The sequence below is a fragment of the Paracoccus haeundaensis genome, assembly GCF_006239215.1.
Lineage (GTDB): Bacteria > Pseudomonadota > Alphaproteobacteria > Rhodobacterales > Rhodobacteraceae > Paracoccus > Paracoccus marcusii.
The window spans coordinates 65,067-84,942 of record NZ_VDDC01000014.1; the positions used below are offsets into that span (position 1 = coordinate 65,067).

The 19,876-nt window shown below is 68.3% G+C and carries 23 protein-coding genes; 12 read left to right on the forward strand and 11 right to left on the reverse strand.

What is annotated here, in order from left to right; all coding sequences use genetic code 11:
- Nucleotides 1–41: 41 nt before the first annotated feature.
- A complete protein-coding gene (gene speB / locus FHD67_RS09080) occupies nucleotides 42–1,001 on the reverse strand; it encodes an agmatinase (protein ID WP_139598549.1) in 960 nt (319 codons plus the stop codon).
- Between the two features lie 223 nt (nucleotides 1,002–1,224).
- Here speB and rpsF point away from each other — a divergent pair, with 223 nt between their 5' ends.
- The 4 genes from rpsF to bmt all read left to right on the forward strand — a co-directional run bounded on the left by rpsF (nucleotide 1,225) and on the right by bmt (nucleotide 3,648).
- The gene (rpsF, locus tag FHD67_RS09085; RefSeq protein ID WP_045981105.1) at nucleotides 1,225–1,665 is read left to right on the forward strand and encodes a 30S ribosomal protein S6; all 441 of its coding nucleotides are present in this window, start codon (nucleotides 1,225–1,227) and stop codon (nucleotides 1,663–1,665) included.
- 13 nt (nucleotides 1,666–1,678) lie between these two features.
- Nucleotides 1,679–1,906 (forward strand): 30S ribosomal protein S18, encoded by a 228-nt coding sequence (rpsR, locus tag FHD67_RS09090; RefSeq protein ID WP_042247758.1) that lies wholly within the window; start codon nucleotides 1,679–1,681, stop codon nucleotides 1,904–1,906.
- 13 nt (nucleotides 1,907–1,919) lie between these two features.
- Nucleotides 1,920–2,510 (forward strand): 50S ribosomal protein L9, encoded by a 591-nt coding sequence (rplI, locus tag FHD67_RS09095; protein ID WP_127897869.1) that lies wholly within the window; start codon nucleotides 1,920–1,922, stop codon nucleotides 2,508–2,510.
- Between the two features lie 163 nt (nucleotides 2,511–2,673).
- On the forward strand, nucleotides 2,674–3,648 hold the full coding sequence (gene bmt / locus FHD67_RS09100) for a betaine--homocysteine S-methyltransferase (RefSeq protein ID WP_139598550.1): 975 nt from the start codon (nucleotides 2,674–2,676) through the stop codon (nucleotides 3,646–3,648).
- On the opposite strand, the gene FHD67_RS09105 is transcribed toward bmt, so the two are convergent.
- Nucleotides 3,645–4,724: a PA0069 family radical SAM protein gene (locus FHD67_RS09105; protein ID WP_139598513.1), complete on the reverse strand. Its 1,080-nt coding sequence runs from the start codon at nucleotides 4,722–4,724 to the stop codon at nucleotides 3,645–3,647. The two genes, bmt and FHD67_RS09105, sit on opposite strands and share 4 nt — an antisense overlap.
- Nucleotides 4,725–4,823: 99 nt before the next feature.
- Between FHD67_RS09105 and yghU the strand changes: the two genes are divergently transcribed.
- Complete coding sequence (yghU, locus tag FHD67_RS09110) at nucleotides 4,824–5,687, forward strand: glutathione-dependent disulfide-bond oxidoreductase (RefSeq protein WP_139598514.1); 864 nt, start codon at nucleotides 4,824–4,826, stop codon at nucleotides 5,685–5,687.
- Nucleotides 5,688–5,812: 125 nt separating this feature from the next.
- Here the strand turns inward: yghU and ilvC are convergent, their stop codons facing one another.
- Complete coding sequence (gene ilvC, locus FHD67_RS09115; RefSeq protein WP_139598515.1) at nucleotides 5,813–6,835, reverse strand: ketol-acid reductoisomerase; 1,023 nt, start codon at nucleotides 6,833–6,835, stop codon at nucleotides 5,813–5,815.
- Nucleotides 6,836–6,963: 128 nt separating this feature from the next.
- Here ilvC and FHD67_RS09120 point away from each other — a divergent pair, with 128 nt between their 5' ends.
- The 3 genes from FHD67_RS09120 (at nucleotide 6,964) to FHD67_RS09130 (ending at nucleotide 8,383) form a co-directional block, all read left to right on the forward strand.
- Nucleotides 6,964–7,419, forward strand: a complete 456-nt coding sequence (locus FHD67_RS09120; protein ID WP_045981117.1) for an Lrp/AsnC family transcriptional regulator — start codon at nucleotides 6,964–6,966, stop codon at nucleotides 7,417–7,419.
- Entirely contained in the window at nucleotides 7,416–7,874 is a 459-nt protein-coding gene (locus FHD67_RS09125) for an Lrp/AsnC family transcriptional regulator (RefSeq protein WP_045981100.1), read from the forward strand. The genes FHD67_RS09120 and FHD67_RS09125 overlap by 4 nt, the downstream gene beginning before the upstream one ends.
- Before the next feature lie 200 nt (nucleotides 7,875–8,074).
- Nucleotides 8,075–8,383 (forward strand): DUF305 domain-containing protein, encoded by a 309-nt coding sequence (locus FHD67_RS09130; RefSeq protein ID WP_246071272.1) that lies wholly within the window; start codon nucleotides 8,075–8,077, stop codon nucleotides 8,381–8,383.
- A gap of 15 nt (nucleotides 8,384–8,398) precedes the next feature.
- On the opposite strand, the gene ilvD is transcribed toward FHD67_RS09130, so the two are convergent.
- Nucleotides 8,399–10,237 carry a dihydroxy-acid dehydratase gene (ilvD, locus tag FHD67_RS09135; protein ID WP_139598516.1) on the reverse strand — a complete coding sequence of 613 codons (1,839 nt, stop codon included), beginning with the start codon at nucleotides 10,235–10,237 and terminating at the stop codon, nucleotides 8,399–8,401.
- A 174-nt stretch (nucleotides 10,238–10,411) separates the two neighbouring features.
- On the reverse strand, nucleotides 10,412–10,726 hold the full coding sequence (locus FHD67_RS09140) for a DMT family transporter (protein ID WP_045981098.1): 315 nt from the start codon (nucleotides 10,724–10,726) through the stop codon (nucleotides 10,412–10,414).
- Between the two features lie 221 nt (nucleotides 10,727–10,947).
- Here FHD67_RS09140 and FHD67_RS20400 point away from each other — a divergent pair, with 221 nt between their 5' ends.
- Nucleotides 10,948–11,121, forward strand: coding sequence for a TMEM199/VMA12 family protein (locus tag FHD67_RS20400; RefSeq protein WP_164871395.1), 174 nt, complete (start codon nucleotides 10,948–10,950; stop codon nucleotides 11,119–11,121).
- 4 nt (nucleotides 11,122–11,125) lie between these two features.
- Here the strand turns inward: FHD67_RS20400 and FHD67_RS09145 are convergent, their stop codons facing one another.
- The 4 genes from FHD67_RS09145 to FHD67_RS09160 all read right to left on the reverse strand — a co-directional run bounded on the left by FHD67_RS09145 (nucleotide 11,126) and on the right by FHD67_RS09160 (nucleotide 13,784).
- On the reverse strand, nucleotides 11,126–11,725 hold the full coding sequence (locus FHD67_RS09145) for an HNH endonuclease (protein WP_045981097.1): 600 nt from the start codon (nucleotides 11,723–11,725) through the stop codon (nucleotides 11,126–11,128).
- Between the two features lie 157 nt (nucleotides 11,726–11,882).
- On the reverse strand, nucleotides 11,883–12,539 hold the full coding sequence (locus FHD67_RS09150) for an alpha/beta hydrolase (RefSeq protein WP_045981096.1): 657 nt from the start codon (nucleotides 12,537–12,539) through the stop codon (nucleotides 11,883–11,885).
- Nucleotides 12,536–13,168 (reverse strand): DNA-3-methyladenine glycosylase family protein, encoded by a 633-nt coding sequence (locus tag FHD67_RS09155; RefSeq protein WP_139598517.1) that lies wholly within the window; start codon nucleotides 13,166–13,168, stop codon nucleotides 12,536–12,538. The genes FHD67_RS09150 and FHD67_RS09155 overlap by 4 nt, the downstream gene beginning before the upstream one ends.
- On the reverse strand, nucleotides 13,161–13,784 hold the full coding sequence (locus FHD67_RS09160) for a GntR family transcriptional regulator (protein ID WP_045981094.1): 624 nt from the start codon (nucleotides 13,782–13,784) through the stop codon (nucleotides 13,161–13,163). The genes FHD67_RS09155 and FHD67_RS09160 overlap by 8 nt, the downstream gene beginning before the upstream one ends.
- 64 nt (nucleotides 13,785–13,848) lie before the next feature.
- Between FHD67_RS09160 and FHD67_RS09165 the strand changes: the two genes are divergently transcribed.
- On the forward strand, nucleotides 13,849–14,511 hold the full coding sequence (locus FHD67_RS09165; RefSeq protein ID WP_139598518.1) for a pyrimidine 5'-nucleotidase: 663 nt from the start codon (nucleotides 13,849–13,851) through the stop codon (nucleotides 14,509–14,511).
- A 71-nt stretch (nucleotides 14,512–14,582) separates the two neighbouring features.
- Entirely contained in the window at nucleotides 14,583–15,782 is a 1,200-nt protein-coding gene (locus FHD67_RS09170) for a UbiH/UbiF family hydroxylase (RefSeq protein WP_139598519.1), read from the forward strand.
- A gap of 64 nt (nucleotides 15,783–15,846) precedes the next feature.
- Here the strand turns inward: FHD67_RS09170 and dapA are convergent, their stop codons facing one another.
- Nucleotides 15,847–16,722 carry a 4-hydroxy-tetrahydrodipicolinate synthase gene (gene dapA, locus FHD67_RS09175; protein ID WP_046000330.1) on the reverse strand — a complete coding sequence of 292 codons (876 nt, stop codon included), beginning with the start codon at nucleotides 16,720–16,722 and terminating at the stop codon, nucleotides 15,847–15,849.
- Nucleotides 16,723–16,845: 123 nt separating this feature from the next.
- Here dapA and FHD67_RS09180 point away from each other — a divergent pair, with 123 nt between their 5' ends.
- On the forward strand, nucleotides 16,846–18,909 hold the full coding sequence (locus FHD67_RS09180; RefSeq protein WP_139598520.1) for a lytic transglycosylase domain-containing protein: 2,064 nt from the start codon (nucleotides 16,846–16,848) through the stop codon (nucleotides 18,907–18,909).
- Here the strand turns inward: FHD67_RS09180 and FHD67_RS09185 are convergent.
- Nucleotides 18,875–19,828, reverse strand: a complete 954-nt coding sequence (locus FHD67_RS09185) for a DMT family transporter (protein WP_084693760.1) — start codon at nucleotides 19,826–19,828, stop codon at nucleotides 18,875–18,877. The genes FHD67_RS09180 and FHD67_RS09185 overlap by 35 nt on opposite strands.
- Nucleotides 19,829–19,876 lie beyond the last annotated feature (48 nt).

Consider the following 19,876-nt stretch of genomic DNA (forward strand, 5'->3'; position numbering starts at 1 on the left):
CCGGGGGGCGCGCAGCCCCCCGGCGCGGCGCGGGACGCAACTCATCGCCGCGACCAGCCGAACAGCGCGATCAGCTCCAGCGCGACATGCGCGCCCGCGATCGCCGTGGCCCCGGTCGTGTCATAGGGCGGAGAGACCTCGACCACGTCGCCGCCGATCAGGTCGATCCCCGCCAGCCCGCGCAGCAGCGCCGCCGCCTGCCAGCTGGCCAGCCCGCCCCAGACCGGGGTGCCGGTGCCCGGCGCAAAGGCCGGGTCCAGTGCGTCGATGTCGAAGGTCACATAGCAGGGCCGGTCGCCGACCACCGCCCGCACCCGCGACAGCGTCGCCTCGATCCCGTCCCGATGCACCGACGGCGCATCCAGGATGGTCACGCCCAGCGTGTCGGGATTGTCGGTGCGGATGCCGATCGACACGCTGGCCGCCGGGTCCACGATCCCCGCCTTGATCGCCTTGTACAGGAACGTGCCGTGGTCGATCCGGTCCGGGTCGTCGTCGACCCATGTGTCGGAATGCGCATCGAACTGGATCAGTGCCACGGGCCCCCGCCGCGCCGCGACCGCGCGCAGGATCGGCAGCGTGATGAAATGATCGCCCCCCAGGGTGATCGGCGCCGCACCCGCATCCAGGATCGCGCCGACATGCGCCTCGATCCGGGCCGGCACCTCGCGGACATTTGCGTAATCGAACGCCATGTCGCCGTAATCGACCACGTCCAGCACCGCCATCGGATCATAGCCCCAGCCATAGGGCGGATCGAAGGCCTGCAGGCTGGACACCTCGCGGATCGCGCGCGGTCCAAAGCGTGTGCCGGGCCGGTGGGTCACCGCCTGGTCGAAGGGGATGCCCGTCACCGCGACATCGACGCCGCCCAGGTCCTTGGTATAGCGGCGGCGCAGAAAGCTGGTGGCCCCGCCAAAGGCGTTCTCGAAGGACAGCCCGCGCAGGCTCTCGCGCGTGAAGGCCTGATCCACCTGGGTCTTCGCATCTTCCAGCGCCATCGCCGCTCCCCCTGTCGTGCCGGCGGCCAGATTGGCCGCGCGCATGGACGGGCGCAAGGGGCGCCGGACGCGGCCGGGGGCGAAAACCCTTGCATCCGCGCGGTTCGCTGCTATGACACGCCATCCTTCCGCCTGAGCTTGACTGTAACGGCGCAGCCTCTCGTGACGGGTGCGGAAGGGACGGCCCGTCGATGAAATGCGCATTCAAACCGAAAGGATCGCCATGCCTCTGTACGAGCATGTGCTGATCGCCCGCCAGGACCTGTCGAACACGCAGGCCGAAGGGCTGATCGAACACTTCTCGACCGTTCTCGCCGACAATGGCGGCAAGGTCGTCGAGCACGAATACTGGGGTGTGCGCACCCTGGCCTACAAGATCAACAAGAACCGCAAGGGCCACTATGCCTTCCTGCGCACCGACGCCCCCTCGGGCGCCGTGCTGGAAATGGAACGCCTGGCCCGCCTGCATGATGACGTGATGCGCGTGATGACCATCCGCGTGGACGAGCATCAGGAAGGCCCCTCGGTCCAGATGCAGAAGCGCGAAGAGCGTGGCGAGCGCGGTGACCGTGGCGACCGTCCCCGGGGCGACCGTGGCGACCGCGATCGCGGCGACCGTGGTGATCGTGGCGGCGACCGCGGCGAACGCCGCGAGCGGAACTGAGAGGATCTGACGAATGGCCAACAAACCCTTCTTCCGTCGTCGCAAGGTCTGCCCGTTCTCGGGCGATAACGCACCTGCGATCGACTACAAGGACACCCGCCTGCTGCAGCGCTACATCAGCGAACGCGGCAAGATCGTGCCCTCGCGCATCACCGCCGTCTCGGCCAAGAAACAGCGCGAGCTGGCCCGTGCCATCAAGCGCGCGCGTTTCCTGGCCCTGCTGCCCTATGTCGTCAAGTAAGGAGACCTGAACGATGCAAGTCATCCTGCTGGAACGTGTGGCCAAGCTGGGCCAGATGGGCGAAGTCGTGAACGTCAAGCAAGGCTTCGCACGCAACTATCTCCTGCCCCAGGGCAAGGCGATGCGCGCGTCGGAAGCCAACATCAAGGCGTTCGAAGGTCAGAAGGCGCAGCTGGAGACCCGCAACGCGGAGTCGAAGGCCGAAGCCCAGAAGATCGCGGACAAGCTGGACGGCCAGACCTTCGTGGTCATCCGTTCCGCATCCGATTCGGGCGCGCTGTACGGCTCGGTCACCACGCGTGACGCGGCCGAGGCCGCGACCGAGGCCGGCTTCACCGTCGACCGCAAGTCGGTCGTCCTGCGCGAGCCGATCAAGGACCTGGGCCTGCATGACGTCACCGTCGTGCTGCACCCGGAAGTCGAGGCGACGATCACCATGAACGTCGCCCGCTCGGCCGAAGAGGCAGAGCTGCAGGCGCAGGGCAAGTCCATCCAGGACATGGCCGCCGAAGCCGACGCCGAGGCCGAGTTCGAGATCGCCGAACTGTTCGACGACATCGGCGGTGCCGATGACGGCGAAGGCGACGACCGCGACCGCAACTGATCCCACCGGATCAAGCGCAGACTTTTTTGCCGCGCCGGGAAACCGGCGCGGTTTTTCATTCGTTCCTGTCAAAATTCTCCTTGCTGTGACACATCCCGACATGGACCTGATGACTGGACCCGACATCGCCCCGGCCCCCTTGGCCGTGGCCAAGGAAGTGCTGATGACCGACGCGCTGTCCCTGATGCTGCAGACCCGCCCGCATGTGCTGGCCGACGGCGCAACGGGGACCGCCCTGTTCAACATGGGCCTGGACGCCGACACCCCGGCCGAGATCTGGAACGCCACCCATCCCAACCGCATCGCCGCCCTGCACCGCAGCGCGATCGAGGCCGGGTCCGATCTGTTCCTGACCAACAGCTTTGGCGCGAATGCCAGCCGCCTGGCGCGCCACGGCGCAGCCGCCCGCGTCACCGAACTGAACCGCCGCGCCGCCGAGATCGCCCGCGATCAGGCCGACCGCGCGGGCCGCACCGTCATCGTCGCGGGCAGCATGGGCCCCAGCGGCGAATTCATGGCCCCGATGGGCAGCCTGACCCATGCGCGTGCCGTCCAGATGTTCCACGAACAGGCCGAGGCGCTGCGCGACGGCGGCGCCGACATCCTGTGGGTCGAGACCCTCTCCTCGCTGGAGGAGCTGCGCGCCGCGGCCGAGGCCGCGCGCCTGGCCGGCATGGCCTGGTGCGGCAGCCTCAGCTTTGACACCGCGGGCCGCACGATCATGGGCGTGACGCCCGGACAGCTGGCCGCCGCGGTGGAACGTTTGCCCAATCCGCCCGTGGCCTATGGCGCCAATTGCGGCGTCGGCGCGTCCGACCTGCTGCGGTCGGTCACCGGTCTTGCCGCATCGGGCAATGAACGCCCGACCATCGCCAAGGGCAATGCGGGCGTGCCGCATCTGCAGGACGGCCATATCCATTACGACGGCACGCCCGAGCTGATGGCCGATTACGCCTGCCTTGCGCGCGACCTGGGCGTGCGGATCATCGGCGGCTGCTGCGGGACCATGTCCGCGCATCTGCGCGCGATGCACGAGGCGCTGGAGACCCGCCCCCGCGGCCCCCGCCCCGCGCTGGACCGGATCACCGCACAGCTGGGCGCCTTCAGCAGCTGCGGCGAGGACGACCGCCGCCACTAGAACAGCGACAGCTGGTCCCCGGCCTTGGGCGGCGGCCCGAACCGCGAACAGTCCAGCGCCGGCCCGCCCGTGCGGTACCCCAACCTGGTTCGCGCCAGCCGGAACCGCTGCTGGGCCAGTTGCGCGTGCAGGCCCTCTCCGCGAAACCGGTGGCCGAAACGCGGGTCGTTGTCGCGCCCGCCGCGCATGTCCTGCACGCGGTTCATCACATGCGCGGCCATCCCCGGCCGGTGCCGTTCCAGCCAGTCGCGAAACAGCGGCGCCACCTCATGCGGCAGGCGCAGGGGGATCATCGTGGCGGTGGTTGCCCCGGCCTCGCGCGCGGCGGTCAGGATCGCCTCGATCTCGGGCTCGGTCAGGACGGGGATGACCGGGGCGACCATCACGCGGACGGGCACGCCTGCGCGCGACAGATCGCGGATCATCCGCAGACGGGTCGCGGGTGCCGGCGCGCGCGGTTCCAGCGTGCGGGCCAGATCCGCATCTAGCGTGGTGATGCTGACACCCACCGAGGCCTGATCGCGTGCCGCCAGTTCCGCCCATAGGTCCAGATCGCGCAGGACGGTCTGGCCCCGCGTCACCAATGTCACCGGGTGGTTCCAATCGCGTAGCACCCGCAGGATGCCGGGCATGATCGCAAGCCGCTTTTCGACCGGCTGATAGGGATCGGTGTTCGTGCCCAGGGCGATCGGCGCGGGGCGATAGCTGGGCCGCGCCAGTTCGCGCGCCAGCAGGTCGGCCGCATCGGACTTTGCGGTGATCCGCGTTTCAAAATCCAGGCCCGGCGACAGGCCCAGCCAGGCATGCGTCGGCCGCGCATAGCAGTAGATGCAGCCATGTTCGCACCCCCGATAGGGATTGATCGACCGGTCGAAGCTGATGTCCGGAGAGGTATTGCGGGTGATGATGCGGCGCGGGCGCTCGACCGTCACCTCGGTCCGCAGCAGGGATTGATCCTCGGCGATGTCCCAGTCGTCGGATTCGCGGGTCCTGACCTGCTGTTCATACCGCCCCGCGGGGCGGGTGTCGGCCCCACGGGCCTTGAGGCGCTGGTCGGGATCACGGGGCGGAAGCATCCTGCAATTATAGAACGTAATAAGAACATCGCAAGCCCCCGGTTGATGTTGCGCAAGCCCGCCCACATCTCTGATCCGACGCAATCACAGGACATCCCGATGAGCGACGACTATACCCCGCCCAAGGTCTGGACCCCGGGCAAGGAGAATGGCGGCCAGTTTGCCAGCATCAACAAGCCCACCGCCGGGGCCCAATATGACCGCGACCTGCCCGTGGGCCAGCATCCGCTGCAGCTTTATTCGCTGGCAACGCCCAACGGACAGAAGGTCACGATTCTGCTGGAGGAGCTGCTGGAGGCCGGCCATGACGCCGAATATGACGCGTGGCTGATCAAGATCGGTGACGGCGATCAGTTCGGAAGCGGCTTCGTCGCGGCGAACCCGAACAGCAAGATCCCCGCACTGATGGACCATTCGGTCAGCCCCCCGCAGAGGGTCTTCGAATCAGGATCCATCCTGCTGTACCTGGCCGAGAAATACGGGGCCTTCCTGCCCACGGATTCCGCCGCACGAACCGAGACATTGAACTGGCTGTTCTGGCAGATGGGCGCGGGCCCCTATCTGGGCGGCGGCTTCGGGCATTTCTACGCCTATGCACCCACCAAGATCGAATACGCGATCGACCGGTTCACGATGGAGGTGAAACGTCAGCTGGACCTGCTGGACAAGCGCCTGGCCGACAGCCGCTTCATCGCGGGCGACGACTATACCATCGCCGACATGGCGATCTGGCCGTGGTACGGGCGACTGATCACGGGGGGCGCCTACGGCGATGCGGCGACCTTCCTGGATGCCGAAAGCTATCGCTACCTGCATCGCTGGCAGGCCGAGATCGCGGCGCGCCCGGCGGTTCAGCGTGGCATCATGGTGAACAACGTGTCCGGCGATCCCGCAAAACAGCTGCATGAACGCCATGACGCGTCGGATTTCCAGACGAAGACGCAGGACAAGCTGCAGGCATGAGGAAGGGGGCGTTGCCCCCCGTCCTGCGGACTCCCCCCAAGGTATTTGGACAAAGGAGAATGACATCTTCTTTGCCCAAATACCCCACGGGGGCCCGGGGGTGTGAAACCCCCGGCTTCGCCAGATCAGTTGCGCGCGCGGTCGACCATCTTGCCCTTGGAGATCCAGGGCATCATCTCGCGCAGCTTGGCACCGACCTGTTCGATCTGGTGCTCGTCGTTGATGCGGCGCGTCGCCTTGAACGACGGCTGGCCGACGGCGTTCTCCTGCATGAAATCGCGCACGAACTTGCCGGTCTGGATGTCGCGCAGGACGGCCTTCATGCGGGCTTTCGTCTCGTCATAGGGCAGGATGCGCGGGCCGGACACATATTCGCCGTATTCGGCCGTGTTCGAGATCGAGTAGTTCATGTTCGCGATGCCGCCCTCATAGATCAGGTCGACGATCAGCTTGACCTCGTGCAGGCACTCGAAATAGGCCATTTCGGGCTCGTAGCCGCCCTCGACCAGCGTCTCGAAGCCCATGCGGATCAGTTCGACCAGGCCGCCGCACAGGACCGCCTGTTCGCCGAACAGGTCCGTCTCGCATTCCTCGCGGAAGTTGGTCTCGATGATGCCCGACCGGCCGCCGCCGATGGCCGAGCAGTAGGACAGGCCGATATCCATTGCCTTGCCCGACGCGTTCTGATGCACCGCGACCAGGCAGGGCACGCCGCCGCCCTTGGTGTATTCGCCGCGCACCGTGTGGCCGGGGCCCTTGGGCGCCATCATGATGACATCGACGCCGGGCTTGGGCTCGATCAGGCCGAAATGCACGTTCAGGCCGTGGGCAAAGGCGATCGCCGCGCCTTCGCGCAGGTTGTCATGGACGTACTTCTTGTAGGTCTCGGCCTGCAGTTCGTCGGGCATGGTGAACATGATGACGTCGCACCAGGCGGCGGCCTCGGCGATGCCCATGACCTTCAGGCCCTCGCCCTCGGCCTTCTTGGCAGACGGGCTGCCCTCGCGCAGGGCCACCACGACGTTCTTGGCACCGCTGTCACGCAGGTTCAGGGCGTGGGCATGGCCCTGGCTGCCATAGCCCAGGATCGCGACCTTGGCGTCCTTGATCAGGTTCACGTCGCAATCGCGGTCATAGTAAACGCGCATGGGGAAGTCCTTTCGATTTGCTGACACCGTTCTAGCCCGTGGACCGGGATCGAACCTCCGCATTCGATCAGTGATTCAGGCACCTTGCGAAAAGATCATGCCATGATAATGCCATTACCATGACTTTCATGCCCGACCCCACCGATCGCCGCATTCTGCGCCAGCTTCTGGCCGATCCCGCCGCCGCCAATGCGACGCTGGCAGAACGCGCCGGCGTCACCGCGGCCAGCCTGTGGCGACGGATGGAGCGTATGCGCGAGGCCGGCGTCCTGCGCGGCGTGCAGGCCCGCATCGACTGGCGCGCGATGGGCTGGGCGGTCGAGGTCAGCCTGCGCTTCACGCTGGACAAGACCAACCCGCGCGCCTTCGACGAGTTCGTCGCCGCCCTGCGCCAGGTCCCTGAGGTGATCGAGATCCAGTCCTTCCTGGGTAGCGTCGACTGGCGCGCCTCGGTCATCGCCCGCGACATGGCGCATTGGCAGCAGGTCTATCGCGACCGCATCCTGACCCTGCCGCATATCGCCGAACTGGACGCGCTGATGCTGGTCGCGACCATCAAAGACAGTGAGGATCTGGCCCTGTGACCGACCTGGACGCGACCGATCTGGCCATCCTGCGGGCGCTGGCACGCGACGCGACCACCAGCGCCGCCGATATCGGGCGCGCGGTCGGCATCGGCCAGCCTGCCGCATGGCGGCGCATCCGGCGGCTGACGGATCAGGGCGTGATCGCCGGCCGGCGCGTGGTGCTGGACCCGGCCGCGCTCGGCTTTGGCGTGACCGTGTTCCTGGGGATCAAGCTGGCCGCCAAGGGCCGCACCGGGCTTGAGGATTTCGAACGCGCCGTCACCGCCATCCCCGAGGTGCAGCTGGTCCAGCACGTCCTGGGCCAGTTCGACTACCGGCTGCGAATCACCGCCCGCGACATCAGCGATTTCGAACGCATCCTGCGCCGACGCATCATGACCCTGCCCGGCGTGGGCCAGGTCGAGGCGAACGTGATGCTGTCCGAGGAACGCCGCCCCGGTCCCTTGGGCTGAGGGAACATCGGCGTGGGTCCCCTGTTGGGGGCAGGCACTTCTTGTGAAAGGCCATGCCATGACCCATGCCCGCTTCCTGGCGACCATCGCCGCCTCGACCGTTGCGATGTTCGCGATGATGTATCTGAACACCTGGAATCTGTCGCATGTCCGGTTCAGTCAGACCCGCGCCTGGATGGGCCCTGTATATGGGGGGCGGGATGGCCATCGTGATGCTGGTCGCGATGTGGGGGATGTTCACGAACCGCCGCGCCACTGTCGCGTTCCTGGCCGGGGCGGCCGTCGTCCTTGGCCTGGGCGTCGCGATGGTGCGCAGTCAGGCGACGGTGGACCAAGTGTCCTGGATGAAGGCGATGATCCCGCATCACTCCATCGCCATCCTGACCAGCACCCGGGTAAAGATCACCGATCCCAGTGTCCGCGCGCTGGCCGATGGCATCATCGAGACGCAGCGCCGCGAGATCGCCAAGATGGAGGCGCTGATCGGCGAATTGGAGGGCGCCAGGTGACCGGCGCCCCGCCACTTACTCCGGGATCACCCGGACGGCGCCCTTTGCCGCGCTGGTGGTCATCGCCGCATAGGCGCGCAGGGCCGTGGTGATCTTGCGCTTGCGCGGCTTGGCGGGCTTCCAGCCTTCCGCATCGCGGGTGGCGCGGCGGGCGGCCAGGGTCGCGTCGTCGACCACCAACTCGATCTTGCGGTTCGGGATGTCGATGCGGATCAGGTCGCCCTGCTCGACCAGGCCGATCGTGCCACCCTCGGCCGCCTCGGGAGAGACATGGCCGATCGACAGCCCCGAAGACCCGCCCGAGAACCGCCCGTCGGTCACCAGCGCGCATTCCTTGCCCAGGCCCTTGGATTTCAGATAGCTGGTCGGATACAGCATCTCCTGCATCCCCGGCCCGCCGCGCGGTCCTTCATAGCGGATCAGCACCACCTCTCCGGCCTTGACCTTGCCGGTCAGGATGGCGCTGACGCTGTCGTCCTGGCTTTCGAAGATATGCGCGGGCCCCTCGAAGGTCAGGTTCGAATCGTCCACCCCCGCGGTCTTCACGATGCAGCCGTCCTCGGCTAGGTTGCCGTACAGCACCGCCAGCCCGCCATCGCGCGAGAACGCGTGCTCGGACGACCGGATCACGCCCTTTTCGCGGTCCAGGTCCACGTCGTCATAGCGGTTCGCCTGAGAGAACGCGGTCTGCGTCGGCACCCCGCCCGGCGCCGCGCGGAAGAAATCGTGCACCGACGCCGCGGTCGTGCGCGACACGTCCCACCGGTCCAGCGCCTGCGCCAGCGTGCCGGAATGGACGCTGCCCACCGAGGTGTCCAGCAGCCCGGCGCGGTCCAGCTGGCCCAGGATGGCCATGATGCCGCCGGCGCGGTGGACGTCCTCCATGTGCACGTCCGATTTCGCGGGCGCGACCTTGCACAGCACCGGCACCTTGCGCGACAGGCGGTCGATGTCGGACATGGTGAAATCGATCTCGGCCTCGTGCGCCGCGGCCAGCAGGTGCAGGACGGTGTTGGTCGACCCGCCCATCGCGATGTCCAGCGTCATCGCATTCTCGAAGGCGGCAAAGCTGGCCACGTTGCGGGGCAGGACGCTGAAGTCGTCGCCCTCGTAATGGCGCTTGGCCAGGTCGACGATCAGGTGGCCCGCCTCGACGAACAGCCGTTTGCGGTCGGCGTGGGTCGCCAGGGTCGATCCGTTGCCCGGCAGGGACAGGCCCAGGGCCTCGGTCAGGCAGTTCATCGAATTGGCCGTGAACATGCCCGAACAGGACCCGCAGGTCGGGCAGGCCGACCGTTCGATCGCCTGCACATCCTCGTCGCTGACCGAATCATCGGCCGCCGCGACCATGGCATCGACCAGGTCCAGCGCCTTGACGCGACCATCCTGCAGCACGACCTTGCCCGCCTCCATCGGCCCGCCCGACACGAAGACGGTGGGGATGTTCAGGCGCAGCGACGCCATCAGCATGCCCGGCGTGATCTTGTCGCAGTTGCTGATGCACACCATCGCGTCGGCGCAATGCGCATTGACCATGTATTCCACCGAATCGGCAATGACCTCGCGCGAGGGCAGCGAATACAGCATGCCGTCATGGCCCATGGCGATGCCGTCATCGACCGCGATGGTGTTGAATTCCTTGGCGATGCCGCCGGCCGCCTCGACCTCGCGGGCGACCAGCTGGCCCAGGTCCTTCAGGTGGACATGGCCGGGCACGAACTGGGTGAAGCTGTTGACGATGGCGATGATCGGCTTGCCGAAATCGCTGTCCTTCACGCCTGTCGCGCGCCACAGGCCCCGTGCGCCGGCCATGTTGCGGCCATGGGTGGTGGTGCGGGAACGATAGGCGGGCATGGCGGATCTCCTTTGGCTGGCATTGCGTCTATCATCCCTCGGCGCGGAAGGAAATTACCCCCGACGCGGGAATTTCGCGGTTTTCTGTCGGCAGGGCGCGACGCGGCGGGGGGTCCGGGGGGCGCAGCGCCCCCGGCCGTCGCGGGACGCAAGCGCGCCCCGCCCTCGGGCCTGTCAGGAGGCCAGCTTCATCGTGACGATGCCCGCGACGATCATCCCCGCCGCCGCCATGCGCATCGCGGTGACGGGCTCTGCCAGAAACACCACACCCACGACAAAGCTGCCCACCGCGCCGATGCCCGTCCAAACCATGTAGGCCGTCCCCAGGGGCAGCGACCGCATCGCCGTCGCCAGCAGCCAGAACGACGCGATCATGCCGACGACCATCACGATGGTAGGGATGGGGCGCGTGAAGCCGGCCGAATATTTCATCGCCGTCGCCCAGACGATTTCCAGAAGACCGGCCGTGAACAGAAGAAGCCATGGCATGGCTGAACCCTCCGAATGATCCGGGCCGTCCCGGAAGTGTCAGCCCGTCAGGGGGAGGTCGTCCTCTGCCGCCCCATCTAGGACGCCTGATTCTTCCGGTCAAGACGTCGGATCTCGGCGCGATCCCGCCCCGTCCCCGTCAAAACGTCGCGCATTCTCTGCATGGCCTTCCCAACCCGACCCATGCGGCCCATATTGGATGTCAGGAGAAGGAGTGTCCCATGCCGCTGACCCATTTCCTCGCGTTGATCGCCGTGACGATCCTGGCCGCCGCGGTGACGCTGTGGGCGGGTCTGTCGGCGGGCGTTCCCCCGATCGCCTTCCTGCTGCTGGCGCTCAGCGGTGCGGTGCTGGTGCATCTGAACAACCGCGACCGCCACGATCACGACGGCTGATCGCTCAGCTATCCAGTTCGGCGTCCCAATACAGGAAATCCATCCAGCTGTCGTGCAGATGGTTCGGCGGAAAGCGCCGACCGATCGCATGCATCTCGTCCGCCGACGGTCGGCGCGCGGGCTTGCGCAGCTGCATGCCGGAATGGCGCAGGCTGCGGTTGGCCTTCTTCAGGTTGCAGGGCGAACAGGCTGCGACCACGTTCTCCCAGCTGGTGATCCCGCCGCGCGACCGCGGCACGACATGATCGAAGGTCAGATCGCCCTTGGCCCCGCAATACTGGCAGCAGAATTCGTCCCGCAGAAAAAGATTGAAGCGCGTGAATGCCACGCGCTTCTGGGGTCGGACGAAATCCTTCAGCACCACCACCGAGGGGATGCGGAACGCCTGTCGCTGGCTTCGCACCTCGTGGTCGTATTCGGCGATGATGGTCACCCTGTCCAGGAACACCGCCTTGATCGCCTCCTGCCACGGCCACAGCGACAGCGGGTAATAGGACAGCGGCCGGTAATCGGCATTCAGGACCAGCGCCGGGAAATGGCGCAGGTTGGCCGGCTCGCGCACGAACTGCGTTCGGAAATCGGAATGAAGATGGTCGTCCAGCATAGCGCCTTCCCGTCTGCCCCGTGGGGTTGACCGGGGCGCCCGTCAGATCCGTTGCGTCGACTATATCTGGCGGCGGTGATCTGGCAAGCCCCCGCATCTATTCCCGACGGACCATCCCATAGACGCCCAGGATGACAGCAGCGTGACGACCCCGCGATCAGTCGGGCAGATGCTCCTTCAGAAAGGCCAGCGCGACCGACAACCCGTCCGGAGAGATGCCGTGCCCGGTCCCCTGCATCACGTGGCCATAGACGGTGAATCCCGCCTCCTGCAGGGTCTGGCCGGCCAGGGACATGTCGTCGAAGGGCACCACCTCGTCCTGGTCGCCATGGATCAGCAGGACCGGCGGCTTGACCCGCGCCTCCTCCGCCAGGACCTCGGGGGTCAGCAGGCGGCCCGAAAATCCGACGACCCCCGCCACGGCCACGTCGCGGCGCGGGGCCACGTGCAGCGCCATCATCGTGCCTTGGGAAAAGCCCACCAGCACCATCCGGTCGGGGGTCAGCTCTTCGGCGGCCAGCACGGTGTCCAGGAATTCGTTCAGCGCGGTCACCGACTGGCCCATGCTGATGCGGGCATCGACCTCGGACGATCCGTCCAGCCAGGGAATCGGAAACCACTGGAACCCCATCGGATTGTTGCGCGACGGCTCGGGCGCGTCGGGCGCATAGAAGGCCGTCGTGGGCAGATGCGGCGCCAGCGGCTCGGACAGGCCCAGAAGGTCTGTCCCGTCGGCGCCATAGCCGTGCAGGAAGACGACGACCGATCCGGCCTTCTCGGGGCCCCGGCGGGCGGATTGCAGCGGTTCGGTCATGATATTCCCTCGCGTCCTTTGGCCCAGCGGTAATAGGCCCAGAGCCCCCGCGCCGCAACCGCGCGCCACGGCGCCCAAGGCTCGGCCAGCGCACGCAATGCTGCGGGGCCAGGGCGTTCGGACAAGCCGTACATGCCGCGCGCCGCCTCCTGCAGGGCCAGATCGCCCGCAGCAAAAACATCCCGGCGGCCCAGTGCGAATTTCAGATAGATCTCGGCCGTCCAGACCCCGATGCCCGGCAGCGCCACCAGCCGGGTCATGGCCTCATCATCGGGCAGATCGCGCAGGCCCTGCCAATCCAGCCCCGCCGCGGCGATCCCCCTCAGATAGCGCGCCTTGGGACGCGACAGGCCCGCGGCACGCAGGCTGTCGTCATCGGCCTCGCGCAGGGTCGCCTCCCGGTCCAGCCCAGCGGCCTGCAGCCGCCCCCAGATCGCCGCCGCCGCCGCGACCGAGACCTGCTGGCCCACGATGGCCTGCGCGATCGCCGCGAACCCGTCCGGCTGGCGGCGCAGTGGCAGCGGCCCAAGCTGGGGCAGCACCCGCGCCCAGACCGGGCAGACGTCCGCCAGATGCGCGGCCCCTTCGTCGATGTCGGCCTGGGTCAGGATCAGGCGCGGCTCAGCCACCCGCCTGCGCCTCCAGCTTCAGCCGCGTCTCCCACGCCATCGAGATATGCTGGCGCAGCGCACGGTCCGCCGCCGCCCCGTCCCCTGCCGCGATCGCCTCGACGATGCGGGCATGTTCGGCCAGCGCGGTCTCGCCCCGCCCCTCGGCGGCCAGCGACGTCCGCGCCATCAGCGCCATGGTCCGGTGCACCAGATCCAGCTGCTGCACCAGATAGCGGTTGTGCGACGCCAGGTGGATCTGACGGTGGAAGCGTTTGTTGGCCCGCGCCAGCGCCTCGGGGTCGCCCTTGGTGCGGCGATCCTCCTCGACCATCTGGGCCAGCACGCGCACCTCCTCGGGCGTCGCGTGGCGGGCGGCCAGGCGGGCGGCCAGCGCCTCCAGCTCCGCCCGCACGGTGTACAGCTCGGCCAGCTGGTTGTGGTCCAGCGATGCGACGATCAGGCTGCGCCCGTCGCGCACCAGCATGGCCTGGGTCTCCAGCCGCTGCAGCGCCTCGCGCACGGGGGTGCGGCTGACGCCGAACCGCTCGGCCAGCTCGGATTCGACCAGCCTGTCGCCGGGGCGGTATGTTCCGCCCTCGATGGCGGTCAGGATCAGGGAATAGGCGTCTTTCATCCGCGAACGATTGGCCCGCGCGCGCCGAATTGCAAGCGGCCAGCGCGCAAGCTATGCCTCTGCCATGGATTTTTCGCATGTCACCGCCTGGATCTTCGATCTGGACAACACCCTCTACCCGCCCGAGGCGCAGCTTTTCGCGCAGATCGAGGTCCGGATGACCGCCTGGATGATGCGCGCGCTGGACGTGCCGCAGGATCACGCGAACCGCCTGCGCGCGGATTACTGGCGGCTGCACGGCACCACGCTGGCCGGGCTGATGGCCGAACATCAGGTCGATCCCGCGGCCTATCTGGCCGACGTGCACGACATCGACTTTTCAGTGCTGACCCCCGACCCGGACTTGGCCGCGGCCATCGCGGCCCTGCCGGGGCGGCGGATCATCCACACCAATGGCGACGCGGGTTATGCCCGCCGCGTGCTGGCCGCCCGCGCACTGCCCGAGGACCTGTTCGACGCCGTATACGGCATTGAGGAGGCGGGCTTTCACCCCAAGCCCGACCCGCGCGCCTATGCGCCGATCCTGGCCGCGTCCGGCATCGACCCCACGTGGGCCGCGTTCTTCGAGGATGACCCGCGCAACCTGATCGTCCCGCACGACCTGGGCATGCGCACCGTGCTGGTCGGCGACGGCCGCCACGGGCCCGACGCGCTGACCGGCGGGGTCGGCCTGCATGTCCAGCACCGCACCCATGACTTGACCGGCTTTCTGCGCGCGCTGGTCTGACTGCGACAGCGCCGCCCCTTTCCCCCGCTCGCGCGGCGGGGCAGTCTGGCCGCACACCGAAAGGGCATCCCATGACCGACACGCGCATCGACGACATCGACATCCTGATCTCGGGCGGCGGGCTGGCCGGACTGATCGCCGCCTGCGCCTTCGGAGCCGAGGGCTTCTCGGTCCTCTGCGTCGATCCTGCCCCCCCGGTGACGGAGGAGGACGCGGCGGGCGCCGACCTGCGCTCGACCGCCTTCCTGATGCCCTCGGTCGCGCTTTTCGAACGCATTGGGCTGTGGGAGAGCCTCGCCCCCCATGCGACCGCGTTGCAGGTCATGCGCATCGTCGATGCCGGGGGCGCCACCGCCACGCCGCGCCTGACCCGCGACTTCGACGCGGCCGAGATCGGCGACCAGCCATTCGGCTGGAACCTGCCCAACTGGCTGATGCGGCGCGAGCTGATGGCCCGCATCCGCGCCCTGCCCTCGGTCCGGGTGATCCACGGCACCGGCACGGCGACGGTCCTGCCTCGATCCGAAGGTGCGGTCGTGACCCTGACCGACGGCCGCCGCCTGCGCGCCCGCCTGCTGATCGGCGCGGATGGCCGCGATTCCGCGGTCCGTCGCGCCTTGGGCATCGGGGTGCGCACCTGGCGCTATGGGCAAAAGGCGCTGGCCTTTGCCGTGACGCATGAACAGCCCCACCACAACGTCTCGACCGAGGTGCACCGCTCCGGCGGGCCCTTCACGCTGGTCCCCCTGCCCGACCGCGACGGACAGCCCGGTTCGGCCGTGGTCTGGATGGACGATGCCGCCGCCATCGACGCGCTGACGGCCCTTCCCGCCCCAGCGTTTGAGGCCGCACTGAACGACCGTTCCGCCGGGGTGCTGGGCCATCTGCGCCAGGCGACCCCCCTGACCGCCTGGCCGATCGTCAGCCAGATCGCCGACCGCTTCGCCGGCCCCCGCACCGCGCTGATCGCCGAGGCCGCGCATGTCCTGCCCCCCATCGGCGCGCAGGGCCTGAACATGAGCCTGGCCGACCTCTCGGCGCTGCTGGAGCTCAGCCGCGCCGACCCGGGCAGCGCCGACAGCCTTGCCCGCTACAACCGCACGCGCCGTCCGGACGCCTATGCACGCATCCTTGCCATCGACGCCCTGAACCGTGCCAGCCAGGCGCAACTGCGCCCGCTGCGCGACCTGCGCGCCGCGGCTCTGGGCGGGTTGTACGGAATCGCACCCGTGCGCCGGATGATGATGCGGGCCGGCCTGGGTCTCAGCTAAGACACCGGCACCGCGCAACACCGGGGGGTGCGGGGGGCTGGCCCCCCGCCGTGGCGGGACGCACTCAGATCAGGCCCGCATGCTCCAGCGCCGCGTCGATCAGATGGCGCGTCGGTTCGGTCAGCGGCGTCAGCGGCAGGCGCACCCGCTCGTGGCACAGGCCCAGGCGCGACATCGCGTATTTCGCGCCCACCAGCCCCGGCTCGACGAAGATCGCCAGATGCAGCGGCATCAGCCGGTCCTGGATCTCCAACGCCGCCGCGTAATCGCCGCGCAGCGTGGCCTCCTGGAACTGCGCGCACAGGCGCGGGGCGACGTTCGCGGTCACGCTGATGCAGCCCACCCCGCCATGCGCGTTGAAGCCCAGGGCTGTCGCATCCTCTCCGGACAGCTGGATGAAATCCGCCCCGCAGGTCATGCGCTGGCAGCTCACGCGCTCCAGCTTGCCGGTCGCGTCCTTGACCCCGATGATCGACGGAATCTTCGCCAGGACGCCCATCGTCTCGGGCATCATGTCGACGACCGACCGCCCGGGGATGTTGTAGATGATGATCGGCAGATCGCAGGCCTCGGTCAGCGCGGTGTAATGCGCGATCAGCCCGGCTTGCGTCGGCTTGTTGTAATAGGGCGTGACGACCAGACCCGCATCCGCGCCCACGCTGGCCGCGTGCTGCAAGAGGCCGATGCCCTCGCGCGTGGAATTCGACCCGGCGCCCGCGATGACCGGGATGCGACCGTTCACCGCACGCACCACCTCCTCGATGACGGTGCGATGCTCGTCATGGGTCAGGGTGGGACTTTCGCCGGTGGTGCCCACGGGCACGATGGCGTGGCTGCCCTGCTCGACATGCCATTCGACCAGCTTCTTCAGCGTGTCCAGATCCAGCTCGCCGTCCGGGGTGAACGGCGTGACCAGGGCTGGCATCGACCCTTTGAACATGACACGCTCCATGATGATCCTTGGTGAAAGCAGGCAATTGCGCGGCCATCCCTAACCAAGGGCCGCGAACTTGCCAAGGTTGTGAATTGCACGCGGGGCGTTTGACGGTGACACAGGGTGGTGATGCGACTTCTGCGTGACATGACGATGGCGGGCCTTCTGGCCCTGTCCCTGGCCCTGCCCGCACGGGCCGAGGATCCGGGCGCGATGGCGCTGGCCCTGGCCGCGACCCAGGTCCAGGACTGGGTGACCGCCCGTGACGCCGCCCGCGCCGCAGGCCCCCTGGGCGAGGCGCTGGTCGGCTGGCACGCCCTGCGCGCAGGCCACGGCGATTTCGCCGATTACGCGGGCTTTCTGCGCAACCATCCCGACTGGCCCGGCCTCGACCTGCTGATCCAGCGCGGAGAGGCGCGGCTGCGTCCCGGCGCCGATCCCGACGACATCCGCCTGTGGTTCGACGGCCGCAGCCCCACCACGCGGGCCGGCCTGAACGCGCTGACCGCGATCCTGCCCGACGCCGATGCCGCCCGGACCCGACAGGCCTTCTTCACCACGCAACCCCTGCCGGCCGAGGACGAGGCCGCCCTGCTGGCCGCCTTTCCCGAACTGCTGCCGCTGATCCCCGTGCGCATCACCGCGATGCTGGATGCGGGGGAATGGGCACAGGCCGAACGCCTGCTGGCCCGCCTGCCCGAGGCCGACCGCCCCCTGCCCCGCGCCCGGATCGCCGTGCAGGCGGGCCGTGCCGGCGTCGACGACCTGATCCTGGCGCTGCACGCCGACCTGCGCGCCGATCCGGGCCTGGCGATGGACCGCTTCGACTGGCGCGTGGGCGCAAAGCAGCATGAGGGCGCCCAGACCCTGCTGCTGGAATCCTCGACCAGCGCGGAGGCGCTGCGCGACCCCGCGCGATGGGCGTCGATGCGGGTGGATTACACGCGGCTGGCCATGCGGAACGGCGACTGGGACCGCGCGCTGCGCCTGGCCACGCCGCATTTCCTGACGCCCGACAACCGCCATTACGCCGACCTCGAATGGCTGGCGGGCTTTGCCGCGCTGAAGACCGGCGATGCAGCCCGCGCGCTGACGCATTTCGACCATCTGGAAACCGTCGTCGGCGCCGCGATCAGCAAGTCGCGCGCCTTCTACTGGCAGGGTCGCGCGCATGAGGCCCTGGGCGACGATACCGCCGCCCGCACGGCCTTTGGTGCCGCGGCCGACCTGCCCGGCACCTATTACGGTCAGCTGGCGATGGAGAAGGTCGGCCGCAGCCTGCCCGCCGATTACGCCGTGGCCGACGCGGCCATCGACACCCTGCCCGACTGGCGCGGCAGCGCGCTGCGCGAGAATCCAGTCTTTCGCGCAGGCCTGTGGCTGGTCGCCAGCGGCCGACGCGACGACGCGCAGCGCTTTCTGCTGCATTTGGCGGAAACCGCGGCCCCCGATGACATCGCCCGCATGTCGCGCCTGATGTATGAGGCCGGGACCCCCTGGCACGGGCTGCGCCTGGCCAAGCAGTCGGCGAACCAGGGCGTCATCTGGCCCGTCGCGCATTTTCCCCTGACCGGGCTGGAGCGCGAGGATCTGGGCCCGCCGGCGGAACTGGTCATGGCCATCGCGCGGCAGGAATCCGAATTCAACCACACGGCCTCCAGCCCGGTCGGCGCGCAGGGGCTGATGCAGGTGATGCCCGGCACCGCCGAACAGGTCACGCGCCAGATCGGCATGCCCTATGATCTGGCGCGCCTGTCCAGCGATGCCAGCTACAACGCGCGGATCGGGTCGCAATACCTGATCGACCTGGCCGACCGGTTCGGCCCGTCCGTGGCGCTGATCGCGGCGGGCTACAATGCCGGCCCGGGGCGGTCCGCGCGTTGGCTGAACGATTTCGGCGACCTGCGCCGCGATGCCGATCCCGTGGACTGGGTCGAGCTGATCCCCTTCGACGAGACGCGCAATTACGTCATGCGCGTGACCGAGGCGCTGCCGATCTATCGTGCGCGCATCCATGGCACGCCCGCGCCGGTCGTCACCCGGTGGGACCTGTCGGGCGGCGGCGCGGTGCCGCCCCCGCCGGCGCGCATGACGCTGGCCCTGTCGGCCAAGCCGCGGCCCAAGCCCTTCATCGGTCCGCGCCTGCCCGAAGGCTGGCTCAGCGCGACCGCATCCGCTGTCGCCACAGAGTGAACAGGCTGGCCGCGACCACGATCGCGGCCCCGATCACGACGTTGGCGCGCAAGGTCTCGTTGAACAGGACCACGCCCAGGATGCTGACCCAGACGAGCTGCGTATAGCCGAAGGGCTGCAGGGCCGACGCCTCGGCCAGCTCATAGCTGCGTATCATCAGGTAATGCGAGGTCATGCCGCAGACGCACAGGCAGGCCATCCAGACCCAGTCCATCGGTGCCAGCCACTGCCAGTCCCAGATGCCCACCAGCGTCATGGCCACCGCCCCCGACACGCCGGTCCAGAAAAAGCTGACCATCGCCGGATCGTCGCGCGACACGTGCCGCGTCAGCAGGCCGTACAGCGCGAACATCAGCGCAGCCGCAAAGGGCAGCAGCGCCGCCATGCTGATGACCCCGCCGCCGGGGTTCAGGATCACGATGATCCCGGCAAAGCCCACCGCGATTGCAGTCCAGCGCCGCCAGCCGACCGCCTCGCCCAGGACCGGCCCGGACAGGGCCGCGACCAGCAGCGGATAGACGGAAAAGACCGCATGGGTCTCGATCAGGCCCAGGCGGACGAAGGCCTCGACCATGATCAGCACCTCCAGCGCCAGGATCACGCCGCGGGCGATCTGGGTCAGGGGGCGTTTCGTGCGGATGGCGCGTTTCAACCCGCCCGGCTGGCGTGCGACCAGCGCGATCACGAACAGCGCAAAAACCCAGTACCGGATCATCACGATCAGCACCGGCGGATAGCCCCCGCCCAGGATGCGAGAGAACACGTCCTGGAAGGCGAAGATCAGGCTGACCGCGCACATCATGGCGATGGCAAGGCCGGTGCGGTCGCGGACGGGGGCCTGCCCCTGCGGCGGAACCGGGGGCGGCGCCGCGACGGCGGCGGATGCGGCATAGGGCTGGGTCGGTCGGTCGTCGGACATAAGGGGGCGCCTTCAGGGTTGCCCCCTGTTGCGCCCGCCATTCCGCAA